The organism is Bradyrhizobium sp. BR 1432, assembly GCF_051547705.1.
GTDB classification, from domain to species: domain Bacteria; phylum Pseudomonadota; class Alphaproteobacteria; order Rhizobiales; family Xanthobacteraceae; genus Bradyrhizobium; species Bradyrhizobium zhanjiangense.
Genome location: NZ_JBPUGF010000003.1, coordinates 5,697,887 through 5,717,533 on the forward strand (window position 1 = coordinate 5,697,887; position 19,647 = coordinate 5,717,533).

Annotated in this window: 20 protein-coding genes, 1 tRNA gene and 5 pseudogenes; 16 read left to right on the top strand and 10 right to left on the bottom strand. The window is 63.0% G+C overall.

Annotation, left to right across the window (positions count from 1 at the left end; translation table 11 throughout):
- Positions 1–14: 14 nt before the first annotated feature.
- Together ACSKB8_RS27470 and ACSKB8_RS27475 are read left to right on the top strand one after the other, a co-directional pair.
- Complete coding sequence (locus ACSKB8_RS27470) at positions 15–881, top strand: isocitrate lyase/PEP mutase family protein (protein WP_438107641.1); 867 nt, start codon at positions 15–17, stop codon at positions 879–881.
- A complete protein-coding gene (locus ACSKB8_RS27475) occupies positions 878–1,177 on the top strand; it encodes an acylphosphatase (RefSeq protein WP_091889695.1) in 300 nt (99 codons plus the stop codon). Before ACSKB8_RS27470 ends, ACSKB8_RS27475 begins: the two co-directional genes overlap by 4 nt.
- Positions 1,178–1,205: 28 nt before the next feature.
- Here the strand turns inward: ACSKB8_RS27475 and ACSKB8_RS27480 are convergent.
- Both ACSKB8_RS27480 and ACSKB8_RS27485 read right to left on the bottom strand, forming a co-directional pair.
- Positions 1,206–1,965 (bottom strand): IS5 family transposase gene (locus tag ACSKB8_RS27480; protein ID WP_438107643.1). Its coding sequence is split into 2 segments (ribosomal slippage): positions 1,206–1,425 and positions 1,424–1,965, totalling 762 coding nucleotides; the frame shifts between segments, so codons are not numbered across the junction.
- Positions 1,966–2,191: 226 nt separating this feature from the next.
- Positions 2,192–2,875, bottom strand: coding sequence for a TetR/AcrR family transcriptional regulator (locus ACSKB8_RS27485; RefSeq protein WP_271591156.1), 684 nt, complete (start codon positions 2,873–2,875; stop codon positions 2,192–2,194).
- Positions 2,876–3,086: 211 nt separating this feature from the next.
- On the opposite strand from ACSKB8_RS27485, the pseudogene ACSKB8_RS27490 reads away from it, so the two are divergent.
- The 4 genes and pseudogenes from ACSKB8_RS27490 to ACSKB8_RS27505 form a co-directional block, all read left to right on the top strand.
- Positions 3,087–3,981, top strand: a pseudogene (locus ACSKB8_RS27490) (NAD(P)/FAD-dependent oxidoreductase).
- 61 nt (positions 3,982–4,042) lie between these two features.
- Positions 4,043–4,801 (top strand): SDR family NAD(P)-dependent oxidoreductase, encoded by a 759-nt coding sequence (locus tag ACSKB8_RS27495; RefSeq protein WP_438107645.1) that lies wholly within the window; start codon positions 4,043–4,045, stop codon positions 4,799–4,801.
- A 243-nt stretch (positions 4,802–5,044) separates the two neighbouring features.
- Positions 5,045–5,921 (top strand): annotated as a pseudogene (locus ACSKB8_RS27500) (class I SAM-dependent methyltransferase).
- A 28-nt stretch (positions 5,922–5,949) separates the two neighbouring features.
- A pseudogene (locus tag ACSKB8_RS27505) lies at positions 5,950–6,060 on the top strand (efflux RND transporter periplasmic adaptor subunit); the annotation flags it as partial.
- Positions 6,061–6,197: 137 nt separating this feature from the next.
- Here ACSKB8_RS27505 and ACSKB8_RS27510 read toward each other — a convergent pair.
- Positions 6,198–7,717 (bottom strand): annotated as a pseudogene (locus ACSKB8_RS27510) (ATP-binding protein).
- Positions 7,718–7,877: 160 nt separating this feature from the next.
- Positions 7,878–8,729, bottom strand: a complete 852-nt coding sequence (locus tag ACSKB8_RS27515) for a LysR family transcriptional regulator (RefSeq protein WP_438107647.1) — start codon at positions 8,727–8,729, stop codon at positions 7,878–7,880.
- Between the two features lie 112 nt (positions 8,730–8,841).
- On the opposite strand from ACSKB8_RS27515, the gene ACSKB8_RS27520 reads away from it, so the two are divergent.
- The gene (locus ACSKB8_RS27520) at positions 8,842–9,264 is read left to right on the top strand and encodes a tautomerase family protein (protein WP_370985735.1); all 423 of its coding nucleotides are present in this window, start codon (positions 8,842–8,844) and stop codon (positions 9,262–9,264) included.
- A 42-nt stretch (positions 9,265–9,306) separates the two neighbouring features.
- Here the strand turns inward: ACSKB8_RS27520 and ACSKB8_RS27525 are convergent, their stop codons facing one another.
- Both ACSKB8_RS27525 and lipB read right to left on the bottom strand, forming a co-directional pair.
- Entirely contained in the window at positions 9,307–10,020 is a 714-nt protein-coding gene (locus ACSKB8_RS27525) for a DNA helicase (RefSeq protein WP_370985736.1), read from the bottom strand.
- Positions 10,021–10,218: 198 nt separating this feature from the next.
- Positions 10,219–10,968 (bottom strand): lipoyl(octanoyl) transferase LipB, encoded by a 750-nt coding sequence (gene lipB / locus ACSKB8_RS27530; RefSeq protein ID WP_370985737.1) that lies wholly within the window; start codon positions 10,966–10,968, stop codon positions 10,219–10,221.
- 83 nt (positions 10,969–11,051) lie between these two features.
- On the opposite strand from lipB, the gene ACSKB8_RS27535 reads away from it, so the two are divergent.
- Complete coding sequence (locus tag ACSKB8_RS27535) at positions 11,052–11,294, top strand: FliM/FliN family flagellar motor switch protein (RefSeq protein ID WP_438110692.1); 243 nt, start codon at positions 11,052–11,054, stop codon at positions 11,292–11,294.
- A gap of 164 nt (positions 11,295–11,458) precedes the next feature.
- Positions 11,459–11,543 (top strand) — tRNA-Leu (locus tag ACSKB8_RS27540).
- A 630-nt stretch (positions 11,544–12,173) separates the two neighbouring features.
- Here ACSKB8_RS27540 and ACSKB8_RS27545 read toward each other — a convergent pair.
- Positions 12,174–12,311: a hypothetical protein gene (locus ACSKB8_RS27545; RefSeq protein WP_438107649.1), complete on the bottom strand. Its 138-nt coding sequence runs from the start codon at positions 12,309–12,311 to the stop codon at positions 12,174–12,176.
- 120 nt (positions 12,312–12,431) lie between these two features.
- Here ACSKB8_RS27545 and ACSKB8_RS27550 point away from each other — a divergent pair, with 120 nt between their 5' ends.
- Positions 12,432–13,457 carry an Rv1681 family radical SAM protein gene (locus ACSKB8_RS27550; RefSeq protein ID WP_438107651.1) on the top strand — a complete coding sequence of 342 codons (1,026 nt, stop codon included), beginning with the start codon at positions 12,432–12,434 and terminating at the stop codon, positions 13,455–13,457.
- A 21-nt stretch (positions 13,458–13,478) separates the two neighbouring features.
- Here ACSKB8_RS27550 and ACSKB8_RS27555 read toward each other — a convergent pair whose 3' ends face one another.
- From ACSKB8_RS27555 to ACSKB8_RS27565, 3 genes are all read right to left on the bottom strand, one after another.
- Positions 13,479–13,685 carry a hypothetical protein gene (locus ACSKB8_RS27555; RefSeq protein ID WP_438107653.1) on the bottom strand — a complete coding sequence of 69 codons (207 nt, stop codon included), beginning with the start codon at positions 13,683–13,685 and terminating at the stop codon, positions 13,479–13,481.
- A 7-nt stretch (positions 13,686–13,692) separates the two neighbouring features.
- A complete protein-coding gene (locus tag ACSKB8_RS27560; RefSeq protein ID WP_438107655.1) occupies positions 13,693–14,322 on the bottom strand; it encodes a PhnD/SsuA/transferrin family substrate-binding protein in 630 nt (209 codons plus the stop codon).
- 82 nt (positions 14,323–14,404) lie between these two features.
- A complete protein-coding gene (locus ACSKB8_RS27565) occupies positions 14,405–15,550 on the bottom strand; it encodes an acyl-CoA dehydrogenase family protein (RefSeq protein WP_438110694.1) in 1,146 nt (381 codons plus the stop codon).
- Between the two features lie 392 nt (positions 15,551–15,942).
- Between ACSKB8_RS27565 and ACSKB8_RS27570 the strand changes: the two genes are divergently transcribed.
- The 6 genes and pseudogenes from ACSKB8_RS27570 to ACSKB8_RS27595 all read left to right on the top strand — a co-directional run.
- On the top strand, positions 15,943–16,644 hold the full coding sequence (locus ACSKB8_RS27570) for a TIGR04282 family arsenosugar biosynthesis glycosyltransferase (protein WP_128955626.1): 702 nt from the start codon (positions 15,943–15,945) through the stop codon (positions 16,642–16,644).
- Positions 16,641–17,462: a hypothetical protein gene (locus ACSKB8_RS27575; RefSeq protein ID WP_438107657.1), complete on the top strand. Its 822-nt coding sequence runs from the start codon at positions 16,641–16,643 to the stop codon at positions 17,460–17,462. The genes ACSKB8_RS27570 and ACSKB8_RS27575 overlap by 4 nt, the downstream gene beginning before the upstream one ends.
- Before the next feature lies 1 nt (position 17,463).
- Complete coding sequence (locus tag ACSKB8_RS27580; RefSeq protein ID WP_438107658.1) at positions 17,464–18,015, top strand: hypothetical protein; 552 nt, start codon at positions 17,464–17,466, stop codon at positions 18,013–18,015.
- Entirely contained in the window at positions 18,012–18,569 is a 558-nt protein-coding gene (locus ACSKB8_RS27585) for a radical SAM protein (RefSeq protein ID WP_438107659.1), read from the top strand. The genes ACSKB8_RS27580 and ACSKB8_RS27585 overlap by 4 nt, the downstream gene beginning before the upstream one ends.
- The gene (locus ACSKB8_RS27590; protein WP_438107661.1) at positions 18,503–19,090 is read left to right on the top strand and encodes an SPASM domain-containing protein; all 588 of its coding nucleotides are present in this window, start codon (positions 18,503–18,505) and stop codon (positions 19,088–19,090) included. Before ACSKB8_RS27585 ends, ACSKB8_RS27590 begins: the two co-directional genes overlap by 67 nt.
- Before the next feature lie 104 nt (positions 19,091–19,194).
- A pseudogene (locus ACSKB8_RS27595) lies at positions 19,195–19,548 on the top strand (glycosyltransferase family 2 protein); the annotation flags it as partial.
- Positions 19,549–19,647: the final 99 nt, after the last annotated feature.

Consider the following 19,647-nt stretch of genomic DNA (forward strand, 5'->3'; position numbering starts at 1 on the left):
ACCGAGACAGCACCATGGCCTTTCGTTCCCGCCGCGAGAAACTGCGATCGATCCTGTCGGGCGGGACTTGCGTCCGTCCCGGCTCGGTCTACGACGCCATCTCGATCCGCATTGCCGAGGACCTCGGCTTTCCGCTCGGCATGTTCGGCGGTTCGGTGGCCTCGCTCGCCGTGCTCGGCGATCCCGACGTCACGCTGATCACCCTCACCGAGCTTGCCGAGCAGATACGGCGGATGTCGCGCGCCTCCGCGCTCCCCGTCCTCGTCGATGCCGATCACGGCTATGGCAATGCTCTGAACGTGCGCCGAACGGTGCAGGAGCTGGAGACAGCGGGGGCTGCCGGGCTCACCATCGAGGACACGCTGCTGCCGGCGGCGTTCGCCGAGGCGAAGACGCAGCTGATCCCGCTCGAGGAAGGCGTCGGCAAGATGAAGGCGGCGCTCGATGGCCGCAGCGATCCCTCGCTCGTGATCATGGGCCGCACTGGAGCTGCCTCGATCACTTCGATCGAAGATGCGATCCGGCGCGCCGTGGCCTATGAGGCCGCCGGTGTGGACGCGCTGTTCTTCACCGGGATCAAGTCGCGCGCGGAGCTTGCGGCCATCGCATCCGCCACGCACCTGCCGCTCGTGCTCGGCGGCGCGCCGGAGGAATTGAACGCGACCGACTATCTCGAGAGCCAACGCGTGCGCATCGCCCTCCAGGGGCATGCCCCGATCGCGGCCGCAACGCAGGCCGTGTACGAGGTTCAGAAAGCGTTGCGTGACGGCACAGCGCCGAAAGCGCTGAAGGGATTGCCCGCAGCGGAACTGACCAACCGCGTCATGCGCGAGGCCGACGTGAGGGCGCGCAGCGCCAACTTTCTTGGGCTGAAAAAATGAGCAGGGCGATCCTCCAGGTCATGATCCGCGGTCGCGTCCAGGGCGTTGGCTACCGCGCCTGGGTCGAGTACCAAGCGACCACCAGCGGTCTCGAAGGGTGGGTCCGTAACCGCCGCGACGGCAGCGTCGAGGCACTGTTCGCGGGCGCGCCCAAGCACGTCGCCGACATGGTGGCACTGTGCCGCCACGGCCCGCCGTCCTCACGCGTCGACAGCGTCACCAGCGAGACCGCCGGTGCGGATGAACTAAACCTGCGCCGGGCAGGGGAGGCGTTTTCGGTGTTGCCGACGGTGTGAACGCTCGCAACAGGTCGTCATGCCCGGGCTAGGACGTGGACTCATTAACGCGAAGCCATAGCCTGATCGAGGCGAGCTGAACGAAAGCAAGATAGTTCGCTGCCAGCTTGTCATAGCGAGTTGCCACGCGACGGCACTGTTTGATCCTGTTGAAGAACCGCTCGACCTGGTTGCGAGCGCGATAGAGATACGGGCTGAAGCAGATCGGATCGCTGCGATTGCTCTTTGGCGGGATGTTGGCCCACGCTCTTCTTCATCGCAAGTTCTCTGATCCAGTCGGCGTCATAGCCACGGTCGGCGAGTAACATTGCCCCGGATTTCAGACGAGACAGCAGTTTTCCGGCTAGTCGAACGTCGTGCGCCTCACCGGGGCTCAGCGCCAGCCGTACCGGCAGACCATTGCTATCGACCACCGCATGAATTTTGCTCGTCAAGCCGCCGCGTGACCTTCCCATCGATTGGCGCTGGTTTCTCGTAACGCAGGCTCCATGCTGGTGCACGCGGACAATAGAGGTGTCGATCATCTGGACAGCGGCATCATGAGCAGTGGCAAGTGCGTCTATGATGCGGCCCCAGACACCAGCCCGCCGCCAACGGACGAAACGGTTATAGCAGGTCGTGTAAGGGCCAAAATGATCCGGCAGATCGCGCCAAGGTGCCCCGGATCGCAGGACCCAGAAGATGCCGTTTAAAACGCGTCGGTCGTTTACCCGAGGAACGCCACGAGGCTTGTTTGGCAGCATCGGCTTGATGGCAAGCCATTCATAGTCGGCGAGTTCGTAGCGCATGATTCGTCCCCCCAGTTTGGGAGTTTGAATCATGGGGGGCGGTCCAAGCGCAACGCTTCTGGCCTGGCTCGGCGCTCTCTGGGCAAAGCTTCAGCTAACCGACAGCCCTCGTTGAGTTCGTCGAAAATGATTCAAAGCGGACGTTAGTCGGACCGTGCGGCCGACTCGTCAATTTTCATGATCGGCTGCCTGCCTTGACCTGCTGGCCGACTAGGTCACGCACGATTCAAATTTTGTTTTTTGACCTTGAGGCAGGCAAATCTCCGCCCACTTGGTCGTTGTCACGGTGCGCGGCGATGAACATGGCGACGGCCGACCGGCAATAGGATTCGATTTCGTTGTCGTCCTCTGCTTTCGCCTGATCGAAGCGTGCGATCATCAGGAGATCGGATCCTTTGAAAAGCGCGGCGAACAAGCGGGCGGACCGGAGAGGATCGGGCACGTTCAGAACCGCCTTCGCGTGCAACTGACGCAACAGGGCCTCGATTTCGGCGATGACATGGGCGGGGCCGGCTTCGAAATGGAGCTTGCTTAACGCGTTTTGACTCGTCTTGTCGGCCATGACCATGGCTTCGAGGCTGCGGACGTCTGATCTCAACAGCGTGCGAAGCAGTGATGATCCCACCGCCACGAGCTGATCTTCGACCGAACCGTCGACGCCTTCAAGAAGGGCCTGTGGTGCAAACAACTGATGGCAGCCGGCCGCCATGGCCGCGCCGAACAGCGCCTCCTTGTTCTCGAAGTGCCTGTAGATGCTGAGCTTGGATATCTTCGCTCGCTGGGCGACCTTGTCCAATGTCGTCGCTTGAAAACCCAACTCCACAAAGAGCTCGCGCGCGGCGTCGATGATGGTTTGGCCAAGCGCCTCGTTGGCGGGCCGGCCGCGCCGGCCCTGGCTGTTTTCGGTCACGGCAATTCCAGTACTTGACAGTATCCTAATTCTTGAATTACGATACCATGAAGTATCTGAAATGTGCAAGCCAGGGGGTAGGGTGACTCCTTCGATGGAACGACGAGCCCTGCCGAAGTTGGCTGCGCTTTCCGCCATCGGCCTCGCCCGCGCTCAGGCCACCGCCAAGCCCAACTCGTCTCCCTCCATCCACAACACGGAGCCCATCACCATGGATGACGTCATCATCATCGGCGGCAGCTTTGCCGGTCTCGCCGGCGCCTTGCAGCTCGGCCGCGCCCGCCGCAAGGTCACCGTTCTCGACACCGGTCTGCCACGCAACCGCTTCGCCGGCCACTCGCATGGACTGCTCGGCCACGATCACAAGCCGCCGCTGGACATCCTGGCGGAGGCGCGGCGGCAGTTGGCGCGTTATCCCGCGATCAAGCTTGTCAGTGCCCGGGCCGACAGCGTCTCCGGCGCCATCGACAATTTCTCTGTCCTTACTGGCGATGGTGAAAGCCTTGCGGCGCGTCGTCTGATCCTGAGCTATGGCGTCGCCGACCAGATGCCTGATGTTCCGGGCTACGCCGAAAGCTGGGGCACGTCCATCGTGCCATGCCCCTATTGCGACGGCTTTGAAGTCGCCGGCCAGCATTCGGGGCCTCGTCTGGTCCAGCCCGCAGTCGCACAATCAGGTCAGGCTGTTCCACGATTGGACTGACAAGTTGACGCTCTTCGCCGATGGTCACGACATTCCGCCCGATATCCAGGCCGATCTGGCGCGCCGCAACATACCTCTCGTCGATGGCCGGATCGTCGAGATCGCCCATCACCAGGGCCATATCGCCACCGTCAATCTCGATACCGGCCGCAATGTCGCGGTCGACATCCTGTTCGCCAATCCGCGCAACAAGCCGTCCGCAAGCCTGCATGAAGCACTGGGCCTTGCCACCGTGGCTACGCCCGCCGGCATCGTCCTCAAGGTCGACGAACGCCGTCAAACCAGCACGCCTGGCATCTACGCCGCCGGCGACCTCACCACGCCCTTCTTGCCCTCGGTCACCCAGGCATCATCGCAGGGCGCGATGGCGGGTATCTTCGCCCAGCAGTCGATGGTGGTTTGAGAGCGCAGATTCCCTTCTCCGGTTGCCGCGTGCCACCGAATTGGAGTTGAGGAAGAGAACGATGTCGAAAGAACCAATGAACAGCTTCGCCGGAAAATGGGCTCTGATCACCGGGGCGTCGAGTGGCCTCGGCCTCGACTTCGCAGATCTCCTGGCTGCGCAGAAAGTCAATCTCGTATTGGCGGCCCGAAGGCGGGAGTCGATGGAAAAGCTTGCCGCCGATCTCCGCCGCAAATACGGGGTGGACGTGCTGGTCGAGGCGATCGATCTTGCCGCGCCGGGCGCCGCCAGCCACTTGAAAAGCAGTCTCGATGCGAGGTCGGTGACGATCGACATCTTGCTGAACAATGCCGGATACGGCTTGCACGGCGCTTTGTTGGACACGCCGATCGAGCGCACGACAGACATGATCCAGCTCAACATCACGACGCTCACAGAGCTGACCTACCTGTTCGGCCGTGACATGGCCGCGCGGCGCTCTGGACATATCCTTCTCGTCGCCAGTCTCATGGCCTTCCAAGCCGTTCCCAGCTACGCGGCCTATGCGGCGACCAAGGCATATGTACTCGCCCTTGGCGAGGCCCTGCACGACGAACTCCGCTCGCATGGTGTGGTTGTTACCACTCTCTGCCCGGGGCACACCGCGACGGGCTTCGATGCGGCAGCCGGCGCAGCCACAACGGCCTTGCTGCGCCTCCTCACCATGAAGCCTCGTCCGGTCGCCGCGAGCGGTGTTCGGGCGCTTATGGAAGGAAAAGCCATGGTGATCGCCGGCCTCGCGAACAAGATGGCAGCCTTTTCAAATCGTCTGACGCCGTGATCAATGCAAAGGGCCACTTTGAAAAGAATAGTGGACGGTTAACTGCAGGGGCGCTGGCGTGCGGAGCTCATCGAACAAGCGGGGGCTCTGAAGGCTGACGATGTACACGGAGCTTCGATCCGGATCTGGTCGTTCCTCTCAAGGATCAGCGGAGAATGGATCGCTTCATCCCGTTCGCCCTCGCTGCTCGCTGGAGACGATGCGCGCTTTGGCATCGGACAGTTTAGAGAACAAGGATATGTCATGGCACAGCACAATGCCGATCGAGCCGCCGGCTGGAATGACCAAAGCGGGGAGCGCTGGGTCGCCCACCAGGCCCGGCTCGACGCCATAGCGGCCGTGTTCGGTCAGGCCGCGATCGAAGCCGCCGCGCCCGCGACGGGCGAGCGCGTGCTGGACGTCGGCTGCGGCGCGGGCGCGTCGAGTTCTGGCTCTGGCCGCCCGCGTCGGCGCGGGGGGCCAAGTGCTGGGCGTGGACATATCCGAACCGCTGATCGCCCGAGCGCGCGCGCTCGCGCCACAGGATACGCCAACCCTGTTCCGCGTCGCCGACGCCAGCAGCGCCGAGCTGCCCGAGGGGGCGTTCGACATCCTGTTCTCGCGTTTCGGGGTGATGTTCTTCGACGATCCGACAGGCGCGTTCGCCCATATGCGCCGCGCGCTCAAGCCGGGCGGGCGGGTCGCTTTCGTCTGCTGGCGTGGCGCGGCCGAGAACGATTGGATGCGCCTGCCGATGGGCGCGATTAAGGGCATCGTCCCGGCGACCGCGCCGCCCGATCCCGAAACGCCCGGCCCGTTCTCGTTCGGCGACCGGGGGCGGGTGGCGCGCATCCTGACGGGGGCCGGCTTCAACGATATCGCTATCGCGCCCTTCGATGCTTCCGTCCCGTTTGGCGAGGGCGCGACGCGGGACGCGGCGATCGACGACGCGGTGAAGATGACGTTCGAGGTCGGCCCGCTGTCGCGCGCGCTTGTTGATCAGCCCGACGACATCCGCGCCCGCGCCTCGGCCGCGGTTCGTGCCGCCTTCGCGGACTGCCCCGGCGAGCGGTCGGTGATGATCGACGGCGCGACGTGGATCGTCACCGCGCGCAATCCCGCGCAAGCTGATAGCGATTAGCAGGGGGAGACGCCCCTCGCTGGCCTTTATGGCCGCTGCGCTGGCCGGGTGCAAGGATACCGTGGCGCAAAAAGCCGAACCGCCGCGGCCGGTTGTGGTTGCGACCGCGCATTTTGACGCCGAGACCCCGGAGCGGAGCACAGCTGCTTAATGAGTACACAGCCTAGTCCCGGGCATCCACGTTCTTCGTGCGACGGGGCTAGACGTGGATGGCCGGGACAAGCCCGGCCATGACGGCGAGGAGGCTTCGGTGCCTCAAGCTCTCGAACAGAACAATCACCGCGGCAGCTTGGCAATCGCCTCGCTCAGCTCGTGGATCTCATAGGGCTTGCGCAGGATCGGGAAATCGCCGCGCACGCCGGCGGCGACCTCGCTATAGCCGGTGGCGAGCAGGATCGGCAGGCCGGGGCGGATCTGGCGCAGATGCTGGGCGAGGCCGAGCCCGTCCATCTTGCCGGGCATGACGATGTCCGAGAAGACGAAGTCGACGCCGTTCGTCTCGATCTCGCGCAACGCGGCTTCGGCATCCGCGACCCTGCGCACGCTGTAGCCGAGCTGTTCCAGCAGGCCGACGCTGACGGATGCGACCTCGGGATTGTCCTCGACCAGCAGCACCGTGCCGCTGCCGCGGAACGGTGATGCTCCCGCCGTCTGACGCGATGGCGCGTCGTCTGCGCGCGGCAGGAGGATGGTGAAGGTGGTCCCTTTGCCGAGCTCGCTTGCGACTTTGATCGTTCCCCCGCCTGATGAGCAAAGCCGTGCACCTGGGAGAGGCCAAGGCCAGTGCCTTTTCCGATCGGCTTGGTCGTGAAGAACGGCTCGAAGATCTTGTCGAGGACGTCATCGGGAATGCCAAGCCCGGTATCGGTGACGTTGATCGCGACGAACCTGCCGGCGAAGGGGTCCTCATGCAGCACGACGTTGTGCGCACCGATCGTCACCGTGCCCCCGTCGGGCAGCGCATCGCGGGCATTGATGACGAGGTTGAGCAGCGCGGTCTCGAGTTCGGAGACGTCGGTCTTGATCGGCCAGAGATCGGGGCTGATGTCGAAGGCGAGGCGCACCGAGCTGCCGACGCCGGCATCGAGCACCTCGCGGATCGCGGCGATACGCTCGGCGAAGTCGATCGCCTGCGGATTGACGCTCTGCCGCCGCGCGAAGGTGAGCAGCTGGTTGGTCAGCGCCGCGCCGCGCTTGGCGGCGGTCTCGATGGCCGAGATCGCGCGCTGAAGCTTTGCCTCGTCCTTGGCCCCTCTCTTCAGCATATGGAGGCTGCCGCTGATGATCATCAGGAGATTGTTGAAGTCGTGGGCGACCCCGCCGGTGAGCTGGCCGAGCGCATCGAACTTCTGGGATTCGGCGAGCTGCTTCTGCATCGCCTCGAGCTTGATCTGCGTATTGCGGCGTTCGGTGATGTCGCGCGTGATCTTGGCGAAGCCGACCAGCTCGCCGTCCTCGTAGATCGGATCGATCACGACGCTGGCCCAGAAGAACGTGCCGTCCTTGCGGACGCGCCAGCCTTCCTCCTCGAAGCGACCCTTTTCCCGCGCGAGGCCCAGAGCGCGCGCGGGCTTGCCGTTGGCACGGTCGGTCTCGGTGTAGAAGCGGGAAAAATGCTGGCCGAGGATCTCTTCGGGCGCGTAGCCCTTGATGCGCTCGCCGCCGATGTTCCAGCTCGTGATGATCCCGGCGGGATCGAGCATATAGAGGGCGTAGTCCGCAACGCCTTCGACCAACAGCCGGAAACTGCGTTCGCTCTCGAACAAGTCTCTCTGTTGATTAGACTTTTTTACCATTCCGGACCCCGCCTCGACGGGGACAAACGCTGGGGGCGCCGGATTGGTTCCTGGGATCTGGGACATTTTTAGGCAAACATCAGGGGGCCGTATGCAGATCGGCCACCCCCATGAGACGCTGCGCAGCGCGTTCGAGGCGATCCTGTGAGCGCTCGCGGTCTCAAGCCGGTACGCTCCGGAAGGTCGCGGCCACCGCGCGCAGCGCCGCCAGCTTGGCGGGATCGCTGACCTTCGAATGCAGCATCACCTTCGAGCTGCCGAGTTTCGGCAGCTTGTGCGCCGGCCCGATGTCGACCAATCCGGGAGGTGCGATCCGCCGCGCCAGCGGCGCGATGGCAAGTCCGGCAAGCGCAGCTGCGACCACCGCCGTGACGCCGCCGCCGACAAAGCGTTCGCGCCAGGCGATGCCGGCTTTGTCCAGCGCACGCACGGCGATGGCGCGGACGCCGCAGGGCGGGGAGAGCGTTGCGAGCGGCAGCGGCTCGCCCTTCGGCAGCGTGAGGCGGCGCGCGGCGAACCAGCCGAACTCGTCCTCGGTCAGCTTTTCGCCGCCGCGGCGGCTGCCTTCCTGGCGGACGATCACGGCATCGAGTTCTCCCGCGTCGTAAGCATCCTGCATTTCGCGCGAGAAGCCGATGGTGACGGCGAGGGTGAGATTAGCAGACATCGCATGCAGCCGTTCGAGCAGCGGCACCAGCTCAGGGCCCGCCGCGTGGTCGGAGATGCCGAGCGAAAGCGACTGCGCGACCGATGCCTCGCCCGAGAGCGCGCGGTCATGCGCTGCGATCAGCGCGCGGGCGCGATCGAGGAACGCGGCGCCGTCGGCGGTGAGCCGGACCGCGCGCGGTGAACGCTCGACAAGACGTTTTGCCAGCAATGTCTCCAGCCGTTGCAGCTTGAGGCTGACCGCAGCCTGGGTCGTGCCGAGCACTTCGGCGGCACGGGTAAAGCTCTGGAGGTCGGCAACCAGCAGGAAGGCCTGGACGGTCGCGATGTCGAGTGTGGATGCCATTATCAATCTTTATCACTGGTATCAATAGAGATAAGATATCAAAATGACGAGGGGAGGTCTAGCTTCCGGACCGACGCCGCGCAAATCGCGCGACATTTTGGGGAGAACCATCATGCCTCTGATCACCGTATCCTACACCACGTCCCGTCAGTCGCCGTCGCTGAAGGCCGACATCGCGAACGCCGTGTCCGAGCTCACCGCAAAGATCCTGCACAAAGATCCCGAGGTGACCGCCATCATCGTGAAATCGGTCGATGCAAGCGACTGGTTCGCCGGCGGCAAGTCGCTCGCCGAGCAGAAGCTTGCGAGCTACTGGATCGACATCCACGTCAGCGAAGGCACCAACACCAAGGACGAGAAGGCGGCCTATCTCGCTGCCATGTTCAAGCGCATGGCCGAGCTTTTGGGCCCGCTGCATCCCGAGACCTATCTGCACGTCGACGAGGTCAAGGGCGATGCTTATGGCTTTGGCGGCCTGACTCAGGAGCGGCGCTACATCGCCGGCAAGCTCGCGGTTTCGCTCAAGGCGGCGTGAGACAGGAAGCCGCGGGTGATGATCTCACCCGCGGCCTGAATTTCAGCTCGCGGCGCGGAACTGAACCTCTGAATTGTTCAGGAAGCACGTCTTGTCGAACAGTTTCAGGTCCAGCGGATTCGGCAGCCTGACATCGCTGAGATCGGGGCAGCGCTTGACTGAGGGATCATAGGATCGATCGATCTGTGCGATGAAGACGACGATCAATCCCCCGTCGCGTGCGAACGATTTCAGCGCGCGCACCTGAACGGAGAGGTCGGGGTTGTCCCGCCTCTGGTCGAGCAGTTGCAGATAGTCGATCACCACGACTGTGCCGCGGGGAGCTGCGGCCATTTGCTTCACGACGTAGTCGGCGCTGATGGCGTCCGAGCAATCGATTTCGAACAGTTTGTCGAACTGCACGGGGTCCACGCCGATCGCGCGGAGGCGGTCCAGAACGTCTTTCTCGGTATATTCGAGCGAGAAGAACGCAGCGCGATGGCCCGACCGCATGGCTACGACGGCAAGCTCGAGGCTCATCAGTGTCTTACCTTGCCCGGGGCGCGCGCCGACCAGCACGAGGTCGCCCGGCCGGAATTGCGGAAACAGCCTGTTGGCCGGCGTCACCGCGGCAGCTTTCGCCGCCAGCATGCTCCAGGCGGAAAAGCCTTCCGCTGCAGCAACGCGATCAAGCGCGGCGTGGAGCGGAATGCCTTCCTCGTGCGACAGGCGTCTTGCGTTTCGCTTCAGACGATAGATGGGTGCAGACAACTTCATCGAGAGAACCTCCCATTGCGAGCAGAAAGCGCAATCCCTCCTTATGCCTGGCGCTCGAACAGTCGGTCCGATGATCAAATCGCCCGGCATGACGTCTGCTTTCCCGGCGGAGGGGGGAGGCGTGGGCGGCACCGGAAATAAACATAGCCGATTCCGCGGCGAGCGGAGAACACGCGCGATCGGCCTCGAACAAAAATGTTAGACCGCCGCTTCCGGCAGCAGCGCGCGGGTCGGCCCGAACAGCTCCTCGAACGCCTGCCGGAGCGCGATATCGACATCGGCCATGGTCACGAGCTGGCCGAGATCGACCAGCGAGGTGACACCGTAGCGGGGATCGGCGACGCCGCAGGGCACGATGCCGTCGAAGTGCGACAGCTCCGGCTCGACGTTGATTGCAATGCCATGGAATGACACCCAGCGCTTCAGCCGGACGCCGATCGCCGCAATCTTGTCCTCGTGCTCCGGCCCCTTGTCGGGCCGCTTCACCCAGACGCCGACCCGGTCCTCGCGCCGCTCGCCGCGGACGTTGAAGGCGGCGAGCGTGCGCAGAATCAGCTCCTCCAGGCTCGCGACATAGGCCCGGACGTCCGGTCGGCGGCGCTTGAGATCGAGCATGACATAGGCCACCCGCTGGCCGGGGCCGTGGTAGGTGAGCTGGCCGCCGCGTCCGGTCGCAAAGGTCGGGAATCGGGGATCGAGCAGGTCGGATTCCTTGCCCGAGGTGCCGGAGGTGTAGAGCGGGGGATGTTCGAGCAGCCAGACCAGCTCGGGAGCCTCGCCCGCGGCGATCGCCGCGACGCGGGCCTCCATGGCGGCCACCGCGTCCGGATAGGGCACCGGAGCGTCCGAGATGAGCCACGCGACGGGCTCGCCGCTGGCGGCGGAAAATGACGTCAAATCCAGCTCTTGACGCTGGTTTTGGCGGGGGCTTTCAGGCGAATTAACCATTGGCTAACCATAACGTGGTGATCATCACGGGAGCAAATACCAAGTCCTTTGGTTCGAAGTCCCAAGTTGCGGCGGTCCTGACAGTGCCCACACTCGATAAAGTCACCGTGGATCTCATGGTCGTCCTCGGCACGACTACCATGCCGATTTATCAGGTATTACGCCTTTCGCGCGGCGCCATCATCGAGCTGGACGCAACCGAGGCCGACGAGGTCAAGGTCTTGGCCAACAATTTGCCGGTCGCCTCCGGCGTCGTGCTGGTCGACCGCAACCGGATCGCGGTCGAGGTCAAGCAGATGCTGCCGCGCACGCCGGGGACGCGGTAGCGCCCTGGGCGCCCGATAGGCCGATCCCAGGGGAAGGGGCCGGAAACTTTCCTGCCAAGCTTGTGGAATTCGGGGCCCTTGCAGGCTTGTATCCCCCTGATGGATTTGTTAGATCGGCGGCCGCTGATCCGGCCAGCCTAACGACCTCAGGCCGGCATCTCCTAGCGCTCGTGGCGGAACTGGTAGACGCGCTGCCTTGAGGTGGCAGTGGGTAACACCGTGGGGGTTCGAGTCCCTCCGAGCGCACCAAGCGCGTAAGTCATTGAAATATATGATAGTTTCTTTTTGAAACTACTTGAGGAGCAGTTATTCGCCGTCGTAACCCACTGGAAAGTGGTGCGCCGCCCTAGAGAGATAACCGCACGCAGCCCGAAGGCCGCATCTTTTTCGCGCTAAGGTGTCCGGCCCTCTAGTTGCGGTCAGCCAGCTAAATCCTTCACAATTGTCTGGCCCATTTCATCACTGTTCTGACGAATACTGGGATTCTAGTGCGCTCCATGCCGCGTCGTCCGGCCAAGATCACTCAAGGTGAAATTGCTCGCGTGATCCGCGCCGCCAAGGAAGCTGGCGCAGCGGAGATGGTGATCGACAGTGAGGGGCAAATCCGCATTTCGCTATCATTGAACGGAGTGGCTTCGCCTCCATCACAGGAGTGCGACGACGGTCAAGCCTGGACGCCGTCCGTGCTCGCAAGAAAGAAACGGTGGTCATCTCGAGATGCCACGTCCTGGCGGGATATTCCAAAACAGCTACTCAGAGGCTGAGCCGCCAACCGCTTGAGTGAGATGCAATGGGTTCGGGCCACTGATCGGAATTGCTATGGAATACCGGGGTCGAGAGGATTTGTTGGCCACCGATAAGCTAACACGCGAAAGCGTATCACGTTGTGAGGCATGAAAGAGGAGTAACTCGTCGGTCGAGCAGTTGGTAGAGGATGAGAAGCCAGAATGCCTGTGGGCGGAAAGACATCCAGCCGATCGGCGCAGCAAGCTTGCGCTCTGGATTGTCCTTGTTCATTGCCTTCTGATGAAATCGGTTTTGGTGCGGACACCCTTGCTGTAGACGCGAACGTCTGGTCGACCATCCAACAACGCTTTGGATTTCCTTGGGCAAAACCTATAGTATCGCCTTATGAGAATGGCCGCTAAGCTCGAATTCGATGCCGGCACCAAGACATTTGCCTCGGGCCTCCTGGCTGATTTGATAGACGCGCTGCGCCGCAGCCGTAAGGGCGATCTGGTGGCCTTGATCAGCGGCGATTCAAGCATCGGCCCCGACCTTGAGGCATGGTGTCGCTTCACCCGTAACAGTTTGGTTGACGTGGCCGTTGAACAAGGTCGCACCCGCTGGGTAGTTCGGTACGGAGAGGCTCCTGAAAGCGTCGAAGATCGGCCAGTCGGCTCTCGTCTATGGCTTTATACGAACTTCGACTGCAACCTAAGCTGCGATTATTGCTGCGTGCGCTCCTCACCCAAAGCTCCGCGGCGGGCTCTTGGTATCGAGCGCGTGCGACGTATCGCTGTCGAGGCGGCCGAGCTCAGTGTGGGGGAAATCTTTGTGACCGGCGGCGAGCCATTCATGTTGCCAGATATCGGCGAGATCCTTGCCGCATGCGCAGCGGCGGCGCCGACCACGGTCCTCACCAACGGCATGCTGTTTGCCGGACGTCGGCTCGCAACGCTGCGCTCATTGCCGCGTGAGCGCGTAACATTTCAGATCAGCCTGGATAGTCCGACGCCGGAGCGCCACGACGGCCACCGTGGAAAGGGAACCTGGGCACGCGCCTGGAGAGGAGTTGAGCTGGCGCGCGCCGAAGGATTCCGGGTGCGATTGGCGGCGACGGTATCAAGTGACGCGGAAGCCGAGGAATTCCGCAGCTTCCTGGATGCTCGTCACGTCAGCGAGGAGAACCGGGTGATCCGGCGAATTGTCCTGCGAGGCTCCGCCACACAGGGCATTGCGTTGGCTAGGGCGGATCTAATTCCTGAGGTAACGATTACCGCCGAAGGCGTGTTTTGGCATCCGGTCGGAGCAGAGGATAATGACCTGCTGGTCAGCCACGACATCTTTCCGCTCGCCGAATCCTTTGCAGCCGTGCGCCGTGCCTTTGATCGCGAAAATGAGCATCAGCGCCGGTTGGCAATGATCTTCAATTGCGCCTGATAGGGGCGGAGCTCTCTATCGCTAAGCCGAGGGGCGCGTTAAGAAGCCTTGTTGCGCCGATGCTTCCCGCAATTCGGCGTAGGCTGCAAGCTGCGGCGCTATCCACTGGCGCAGCCCTTCGGCCTCGAGCACAGCACGATGCGTCGGGTTGTCGTAGCTCATGGCGAATAGTGCTTTGGCAAAGTGCTGCTCCAACGCGGGGTCCAGATCGGATCGGGCAGTGAACATGCAGTGATTATATGGCGGCGAGGTCCAGATTTCGGTCAGCGCACCCCCGGCACCAGACGCTCCGTTCGCACCGCGTTCCAGAATGGGCTGCCGATTGCGCCGGCATCGGCGCGGCCGTCGAGCACCGCGCGAACGACGTCGGACTCGCTCGTCCCGGTGTCACCGTGCTTACCGAGGTCCGTGTTGAAGCGCAGCGTTCGGTAGTCTTCCCCTCAATCAGTCCCTCGCGCTCTAGAAAATAAACCGGGAGGATTGCCGCATGGCCGCTGTCGCGGCTGCCGAGCGCCAGGGTCCGGTTCTTGAGATCGCCAAGCGTAGCGACCGGCCCACCGGTGACCGCAACGATCTTGGTCATCCAGCCGACGTCGGTGTCGCGCATCGCGATCGGGCGGCAGCGCTTGTCGCTCCAGGCATCGGCCTGGATATAGGCGAGGTTCGTGTTCCATGCGATGTCGATCCGCGGCAGCCGCTCGCCCGGCAAAGCCAGCAGCGCTGCGACCTGGGCCTCGTAGCTCTGAAACAATACGACCTCGACGGCGAGATGCGCCTCCTCGTGAAAGTAGCGTCGCATGCCCTCCCAGATACTGACCACCTTCGGATCGTATGCGACGGCACCTACCCAGATCGTCTGGCTCATGATTACTCCTCGCCTGTCACGCCTGATTTCAAATGCGATCAATCGCGATCTGAGCGCGGCCAGCAGGGCAACCCTGCCGCGCTCAGAACAGCGGTATTCCCAACACGGCCTTGCCGATGAATTCACGCAGAACATCGCCCGTCGGCGCCATGACCGCGCCTGCATGGGCATCGCGGAACAATCGCTCGATGGCCAGATGCTTGGAAAACGCAGCACCTCCGCACACCCGCATCGCCGCCGAAGTGACGCCGATAGCAACATCACCCGCCGACACTTTGCACTCGAGCACGCGCAGCATGGTGGTATCTCGGGGGCGCTCGAGGTGACCGACGAGATCGTCGACGCGCGCGGCGAGCCCATCAGTGTCGATTTGCATTGTCGCAAGTTGCGCGCGAAGCGTCGGCAGGCTCTCGCCGAGGGTCTGGCCCAGATGCTCGAAGCGAGCGCTCTTGAGGTGAGCTGTGGTCCCCGCCACGGCGGCCCGGCAAAGGCCTAGCGCGACCGCCGATGTCCCGAGGTTGAACAGCGGAAGCACGATTTCCAGCATCGCCTTGAAGCCCGCTCCGTCGTCGGTCAGCTGAAGACTCGATCCGACCTCGGCGTCCTCAAGGATCATCGGCGCGGAAGCGTTGGCGCGCATCCCGAGACCATCCCAAGGGCCGGCGACCGACAGTCCAGGCGCACCAGCGGCGAAAAGGTAAAGGGTTGAATCGGTCGGACTCTTCCCTTCAGGAGCCAGCGCCGAGACAACATAGCTTTGCGCGTGACCGGCGCTCGTCACCCACGATTTCTTGGCCGTGATGCGCACATTAGTGCCACTACGGATCGCTCGCGACACAGGCGCCCAGAAGTGGCTGCGCGATCCGGCTTCGCTGAATGCCAGCGTGGTGAGGTGCTGACCGGCTGCAATATCTTTCAACGTCTGCACGACGGCTGCACCGGGACGGGCCGCGGCGATCGTCGCGGTGGCGCACATGTGCATCAAATAGACCATCGCGGCCGACGCGTCCGCTTCCGCAAGCGTCGCAATGATGGCAGCGAGGGTCCTTGGTCCGAGAGCCGAGCCGCCGACTTCGGTGGGCAGCATCATCCCCAGCAGTCCGGCCGAGCCGAGCGCCGCGACTGCCTCCGACGAAAATCGAGAATCCTTGTCGTTTTGCCGTGCCGCCGGCGCCAGTATGCGGTCGGCGATCTCCCTGGCCTGCGAAACTGCAGTCTCGTGGTCCATAACAGCCCTCCGTCGTGCTCGGTCGATTGAACTAGGTGCAGGCGGCTGTATTGCACTGCAGCGGATGTTGTCGGGTCTGAACGCCCAGTGTGCGGCACAACCGCTTCCGTATACTCGCTGTTGGTTTCTCCACGCCAAACTACCCCCAAATTAATACGCCGCTCAAAGCGATCTGGTTACGTCACCCGGAGGATATTTTTTTAGACGTCGGTCGCACCTTTTGCTTGTTCCGGCTGCGGCCGGCGGAGACAATCATCGCAGCAGGGGGGCTGGCGCTGGTCCGCTGTCGCGAAAAGCGCTGCGAGCGACCGGCGATTGCGTAAGGAGGTTTGCCTGGCGTGGCGGCCATTGATCGCGATCGCGGCCGATCGCCCGCGGCTCCGGCTCCTGCTATGAGCGTTGCGGCGATCGGGATCATCTGTAAGGCGCCGCAGCCGGGCCGCGCAAAGACCAGGCTTGCGACGGCTATTGGCGCGGTAGCCGCCTCGGAGCTCTCGGCCTGCTTTCTGCGTGACGTCGCCGACGCCATCGAGACGGTCCCGGAGAGCCTCGGCAGGCGCGGCTATGGTGTCTATGCGCCCGCGGGGGTCGAGCACATCATGCGGGAGCTGCTTCCCGCAACGTTCGGGCTTCTGCTGCAAGTCGGTGACGATCTCGGAGATGTGCTGTTCGGTGCCGCGCGCGACCTCCTCGACGGACACGACTGCGTTTTGCTCGTCAATGGCGACAGCCCAACCCTTCCTGCCCGTTTCCTGGTCCGGGCTATCGAAGCTCTTCGCGAGCCCGGCGACAGAATGGTGCTCGGGCCAGCAAGCGATGGCGGTTATTACCTCATTGGGTTAAAGCGCCCACATCGGCAGCTATTCACGCGCATCGCATGGGGGACGGAGACCGTAGCTCGCAGCACATGCGATCGCGCCGCCGAGATCGGACTTGCCACGATACTGCTGCCGGAATGGTACGATATCGACGACATTGAAGGGCTAACTTGGCTTAAGGACGAATTGGCCGGCAATTCGGCGCGCTTTCGCGGTGGTGGTCTGGCGCGGGCGAGCCGAGTTTTTCTCAAGGCTGCGCAGCGGATAGACCCATGAAGCCAATTGCGGGCACCATTGTGAGTGAATTCGGCGGACTGGCGCGCTCGGTCACCACAATGCCTCCGCTTCATCGGCTGGCCGGTATTGGCGTTGTCCTGCTTGGTCTCACTCTGGTGACCCCCTTTGCCTTCGAGGCAGCCGGTGATAATGCCTTCATTGCTCTGACCATTCTTGCAGGTCTGCTGACGATCTTAGCGACAAGTATGGCCGAACAGGCTCCACCCGATCGCGCGCTATGGCTCATTTTTGGCTTGGCGATCGTTCTGAGAGCCTATGTGCTGGCGTTCGATCCCCTTCTGTCCAATGACATCTATCGCTATGTCTGGGATGGCAGGGTTCAGGCCGCAGGTATCAATCCGTACCGCTATTTCCCGGCTCATGAGGCATTGGCATCTCTGCGCGACGGGGCGATCTTGCCGCACATCAACCGGGCCGACTCTGCCGTCACCATCTATCCTCCCGTGGCGCAGTTTTTCTTCCTCGTTGTCACGCGGATTGGTGAAAGCGTGACGACGATGCGCCTCGCACTGTTGGGGTGCGAGGCCGTCACCGTCACGATGATCATGCTGGCTGCTGCGGCGCATGCACCGCCCGGTGACGCGCGTGATCGCCTATCTCTGGCATCCGCTGCCGCTGTGGGAGATCGCCAACAGCGGCCACGTCGACGCGCTCATGGTCGCGCTGGTGCTGCTGGGCCTATGGGTTGCCCTGACCGGCTCCGCTCTGCGCGGGGCCGCCGTGATCGCGTTATCGACGCTGGTGAAACCGTATGCGGCGCCGGTGCTCGCCGGGATCTGGCGGCCGTGGGACCCTGAAATGCCGCTCGTTGTGATCGCTGTCATCGCGCTTTGTTACCTTCCTTATCTGTCGGTCGGCTGGGGCGTTCTCGGGTTCCTGACCAAGGGCTATTTCAACCAAGAGGGGATCGTTGCCGGCAACGATATCTGGCTGTTGTCGCTCTGGCGGCTTGTGTTCGGCGAGCATGAGCGCGACGTTGCCGTCTACGTGGCACTGGCCGGGCTGGTCCTCATGCTCAAGGGGCTCATGGTTGCCCGCAGCTCTGATCACAGCATCGCGTCGCGTGTTGCCGACATTAACATGCTGTTGCTTCTTGCTTTCCTGTTGTGGTCGCCGAACTACCCCTGGTATTTTCTGATTGTTGCGCCGTTTGCCGCCTTGTGCGGCTCCGCGCCCACCTGGGTCGTTTCGATCGGAGCGCTGCTGCTGTCCGAACAACTCGACTGGGACTTCTACATTCCAAGGGTGGTAAGCAAATCAATCCTGTTTGGAGGTCTTTTGCTGGCTTGGGCCTTCGTCGTCTGGAGGACCCGCATGCCGCGGACCATAGAGGCAAGGCTGTTGCAATGAGCCTTTCCCGCGAAGCGCAAAACCCTCACGCGCCGTTCGACCCGCGCCGCTACCACGAGTTGGTCGCGGGCGAGCGCACCGAGGTCGCCCAGCGCCCGCCAGTCTGCCTTTATCTGGAGGTAACCAACCGCTGCAATCTTTTGTGCACCACTTGCCCGCGCACCTACGAGCAGCTCGAGCCGCCGGCGGACATGAGCTGGGACTTGTTCGTATCGATTGTCGATCAGGTCCCCGGTCTTGCGCGGGCGGTTCTGCACGGCGTCGGCGAGCCGATGCTGGTCGCTGATCTGCCCCGCATGGTCGGATACCTGAAGGATCGTGGCGTTTATGTCGTCTTCAACACAAATGGAACGGTTCTCAGTGAGCGCAACGGCCGTGCGCTGATCGACGCCTGCCTTGATGAACTGCGCGTCTCTCTGACGCGTCAAATCGCGAGAGCTTCAAGGCGATCCGCGGCAGAGATTATTTCGGCCGCATCATCCGCAACGTGCGAGCATTTCGCGAACTACAGGAGCGGGAGGGCCACTCTAAGCCGCTGGTATCCTTCTGGCTGACCGGTCTGAGAGAGACTGTCGAGCAGCTTCCGGCCTTTGTGCAAATTGCGGCGGAGATCAGCGTCAAGGAAGTCTATCTGCAACGGCTCGTATTCTTCGATGAATTCGCCATTGGCAAGGCGCGGCCGGATCAGGCGCTGTTCGAGCGCCTGACGGAGGAGGAAGCGGCGTACCTGAAGCAGGCTGAGGAGCTCGCGCGCTCCCTTGGCATGACCTTCAGCGCATCGGGCGCAACGAGCGAGCCCAGCTTAAGCCTCAAGGGTGGCGGAGACCTTTCGCCATGGTCGCTCTGCCGGCGGCCATGGTCGCTGATGTACTTTACGGCCAATGGCCGTGCGCTGCCATGCTGTATCGCGCCGTTCTCGCAGCATGGCTATGACAACTACACCCTCGGTCATGCCCGGCAGCAGGCCCTGCGGGACATCTGGAATGGGCCCGCCTACCGGGACTTTCGGGCAGCGCTCTTGTCAGACGAGCCACCCAAGTGCTGCGCCAATTGCGGCCTGCGCTGGAGCCTGTGAGCCAGGTGATCAAGGAGAGCGAACAGAGCGAGCGCCGGCCGGTGGTTTCGGCGATCATTCCCTGCATTGATGAGGAAGCGGCCATCGGCTGGGTCGTGACGGCGGTGCTCGGCCAGAATGTAAGCGAGGTCATCGTGGTCGACGGGGTCTCGCGAGATCGTACGGTCGAGCGCGCTGAGGCCGCCGGAGCGCGCGTAATTGTCGAGCCGCGACGCGGCTACGGGCGCGCGATCCAGGCTGGCATCGCCGCTGTGCGTGATAACGCCGACATTCTGGTTTTCCTCGACGGCGACGGCAGCGATCCTGCGGAATTCATTCCTGATCTGGTGTCGCCGATCATTGCTGGGCAAGCCGACTTCGTACTCGGCTCGCGTGTTCGCGGCCCACGTGAGCCCGGCAGCCTGGCACCACAGCAGGTCATCGCTGCCCACGTCGGCAGGCTTCTGCCGCGCTTCGTCTATGGCGCAAACTTCACGGATCTGTCGCCGTTTCGCGCTATCCGGCGGGATGCGCTCATACGTCTCAATATGAAGGAAGAGACATTTGGCTGGAATCTG

Coding starts and splice junctions, on each gene's coding strand:
- ACSKB8_RS27550 (WP_438107651.1), top strand. CDS start 12,432: ATGGCCGCTAAGCTCGAATTCGATGCCGGCACCAAGACATTTGCCTCG.
- ACSKB8_RS27475 (WP_091889695.1), top strand. CDS start 878: ATGAGCAGGGCGATCCTCCAGGTCATGATCCGCGGTCGCGTCCAGGGC.
- ACSKB8_RS27580 (WP_438107658.1), top strand. CDS start 17,464: ATGCCGCTCGTTGTGATCGCTGTCATCGCGCTTTGTTACCTTCCTTAT.
- ACSKB8_RS27470 (WP_438107641.1), top strand. CDS start 15: ATGGCCTTTCGTTCCCGCCGCGAGAAACTGCGATCGATCCTGTCGGGC.
- ACSKB8_RS27570 (WP_128955626.1), top strand. CDS start 15,943: ATGAGCGTTGCGGCGATCGGGATCATCTGTAAGGCGCCGCAGCCGGGC.
- ACSKB8_RS27575 (WP_438107657.1), top strand. CDS start 16,641: ATGAAGCCAATTGCGGGCACCATTGTGAGTGAATTCGGCGGACTGGCG.
- ACSKB8_RS27560 (WP_438107655.1), bottom strand. CDS start 14,322: ATGAGCCAGACGATCTGGGTAGGTGCCGTCGCATACGATCCGAAGGTG.
- ACSKB8_RS27555 (WP_438107653.1), bottom strand. CDS start 13,685: ATGTTCACTGCCCGATCCGATCTGGACCCCGCGTTGGAGCAGCACTTT.
- ACSKB8_RS27495 (WP_438107645.1), top strand. CDS start 4,043: ATGTCGAAAGAACCAATGAACAGCTTCGCCGGAAAATGGGCTCTGATC.
- ACSKB8_RS27545 (WP_438107649.1), bottom strand. CDS start 12,311: ATGAACAAGGACAATCCAGAGCGCAAGCTTGCTGCGCCGATCGGCTGG.
- lipB (WP_370985737.1), bottom strand. CDS start 10,968: ATGGTTAATTCGCCTGAAAGCCCCCGCCAAAACCAGCGTCAAGAGCTG.
- ACSKB8_RS27585 (WP_438107659.1), top strand. CDS start 18,012: ATGAGCCTTTCCCGCGAAGCGCAAAACCCTCACGCGCCGTTCGACCCG.
- ACSKB8_RS27565 (WP_438110694.1), bottom strand. CDS start 15,550: ATGGACCACGAGACTGCAGTTTCGCAGGCCAGGGAGATCGCCGACCGC.
- ACSKB8_RS27520 (WP_370985735.1), top strand. CDS start 8,842: ATGCCTCTGATCACCGTATCCTACACCACGTCCCGTCAGTCGCCGTCG.
- ACSKB8_RS27525 (WP_370985736.1), bottom strand. CDS start 10,020: ATGAAGTTGTCTGCACCCATCTATCGTCTGAAGCGAAACGCAAGACGC.
- ACSKB8_RS27515 (WP_438107647.1), bottom strand. CDS start 8,729: ATGGCATCCACACTCGACATCGCGACCGTCCAGGCCTTCCTGCTGGTT.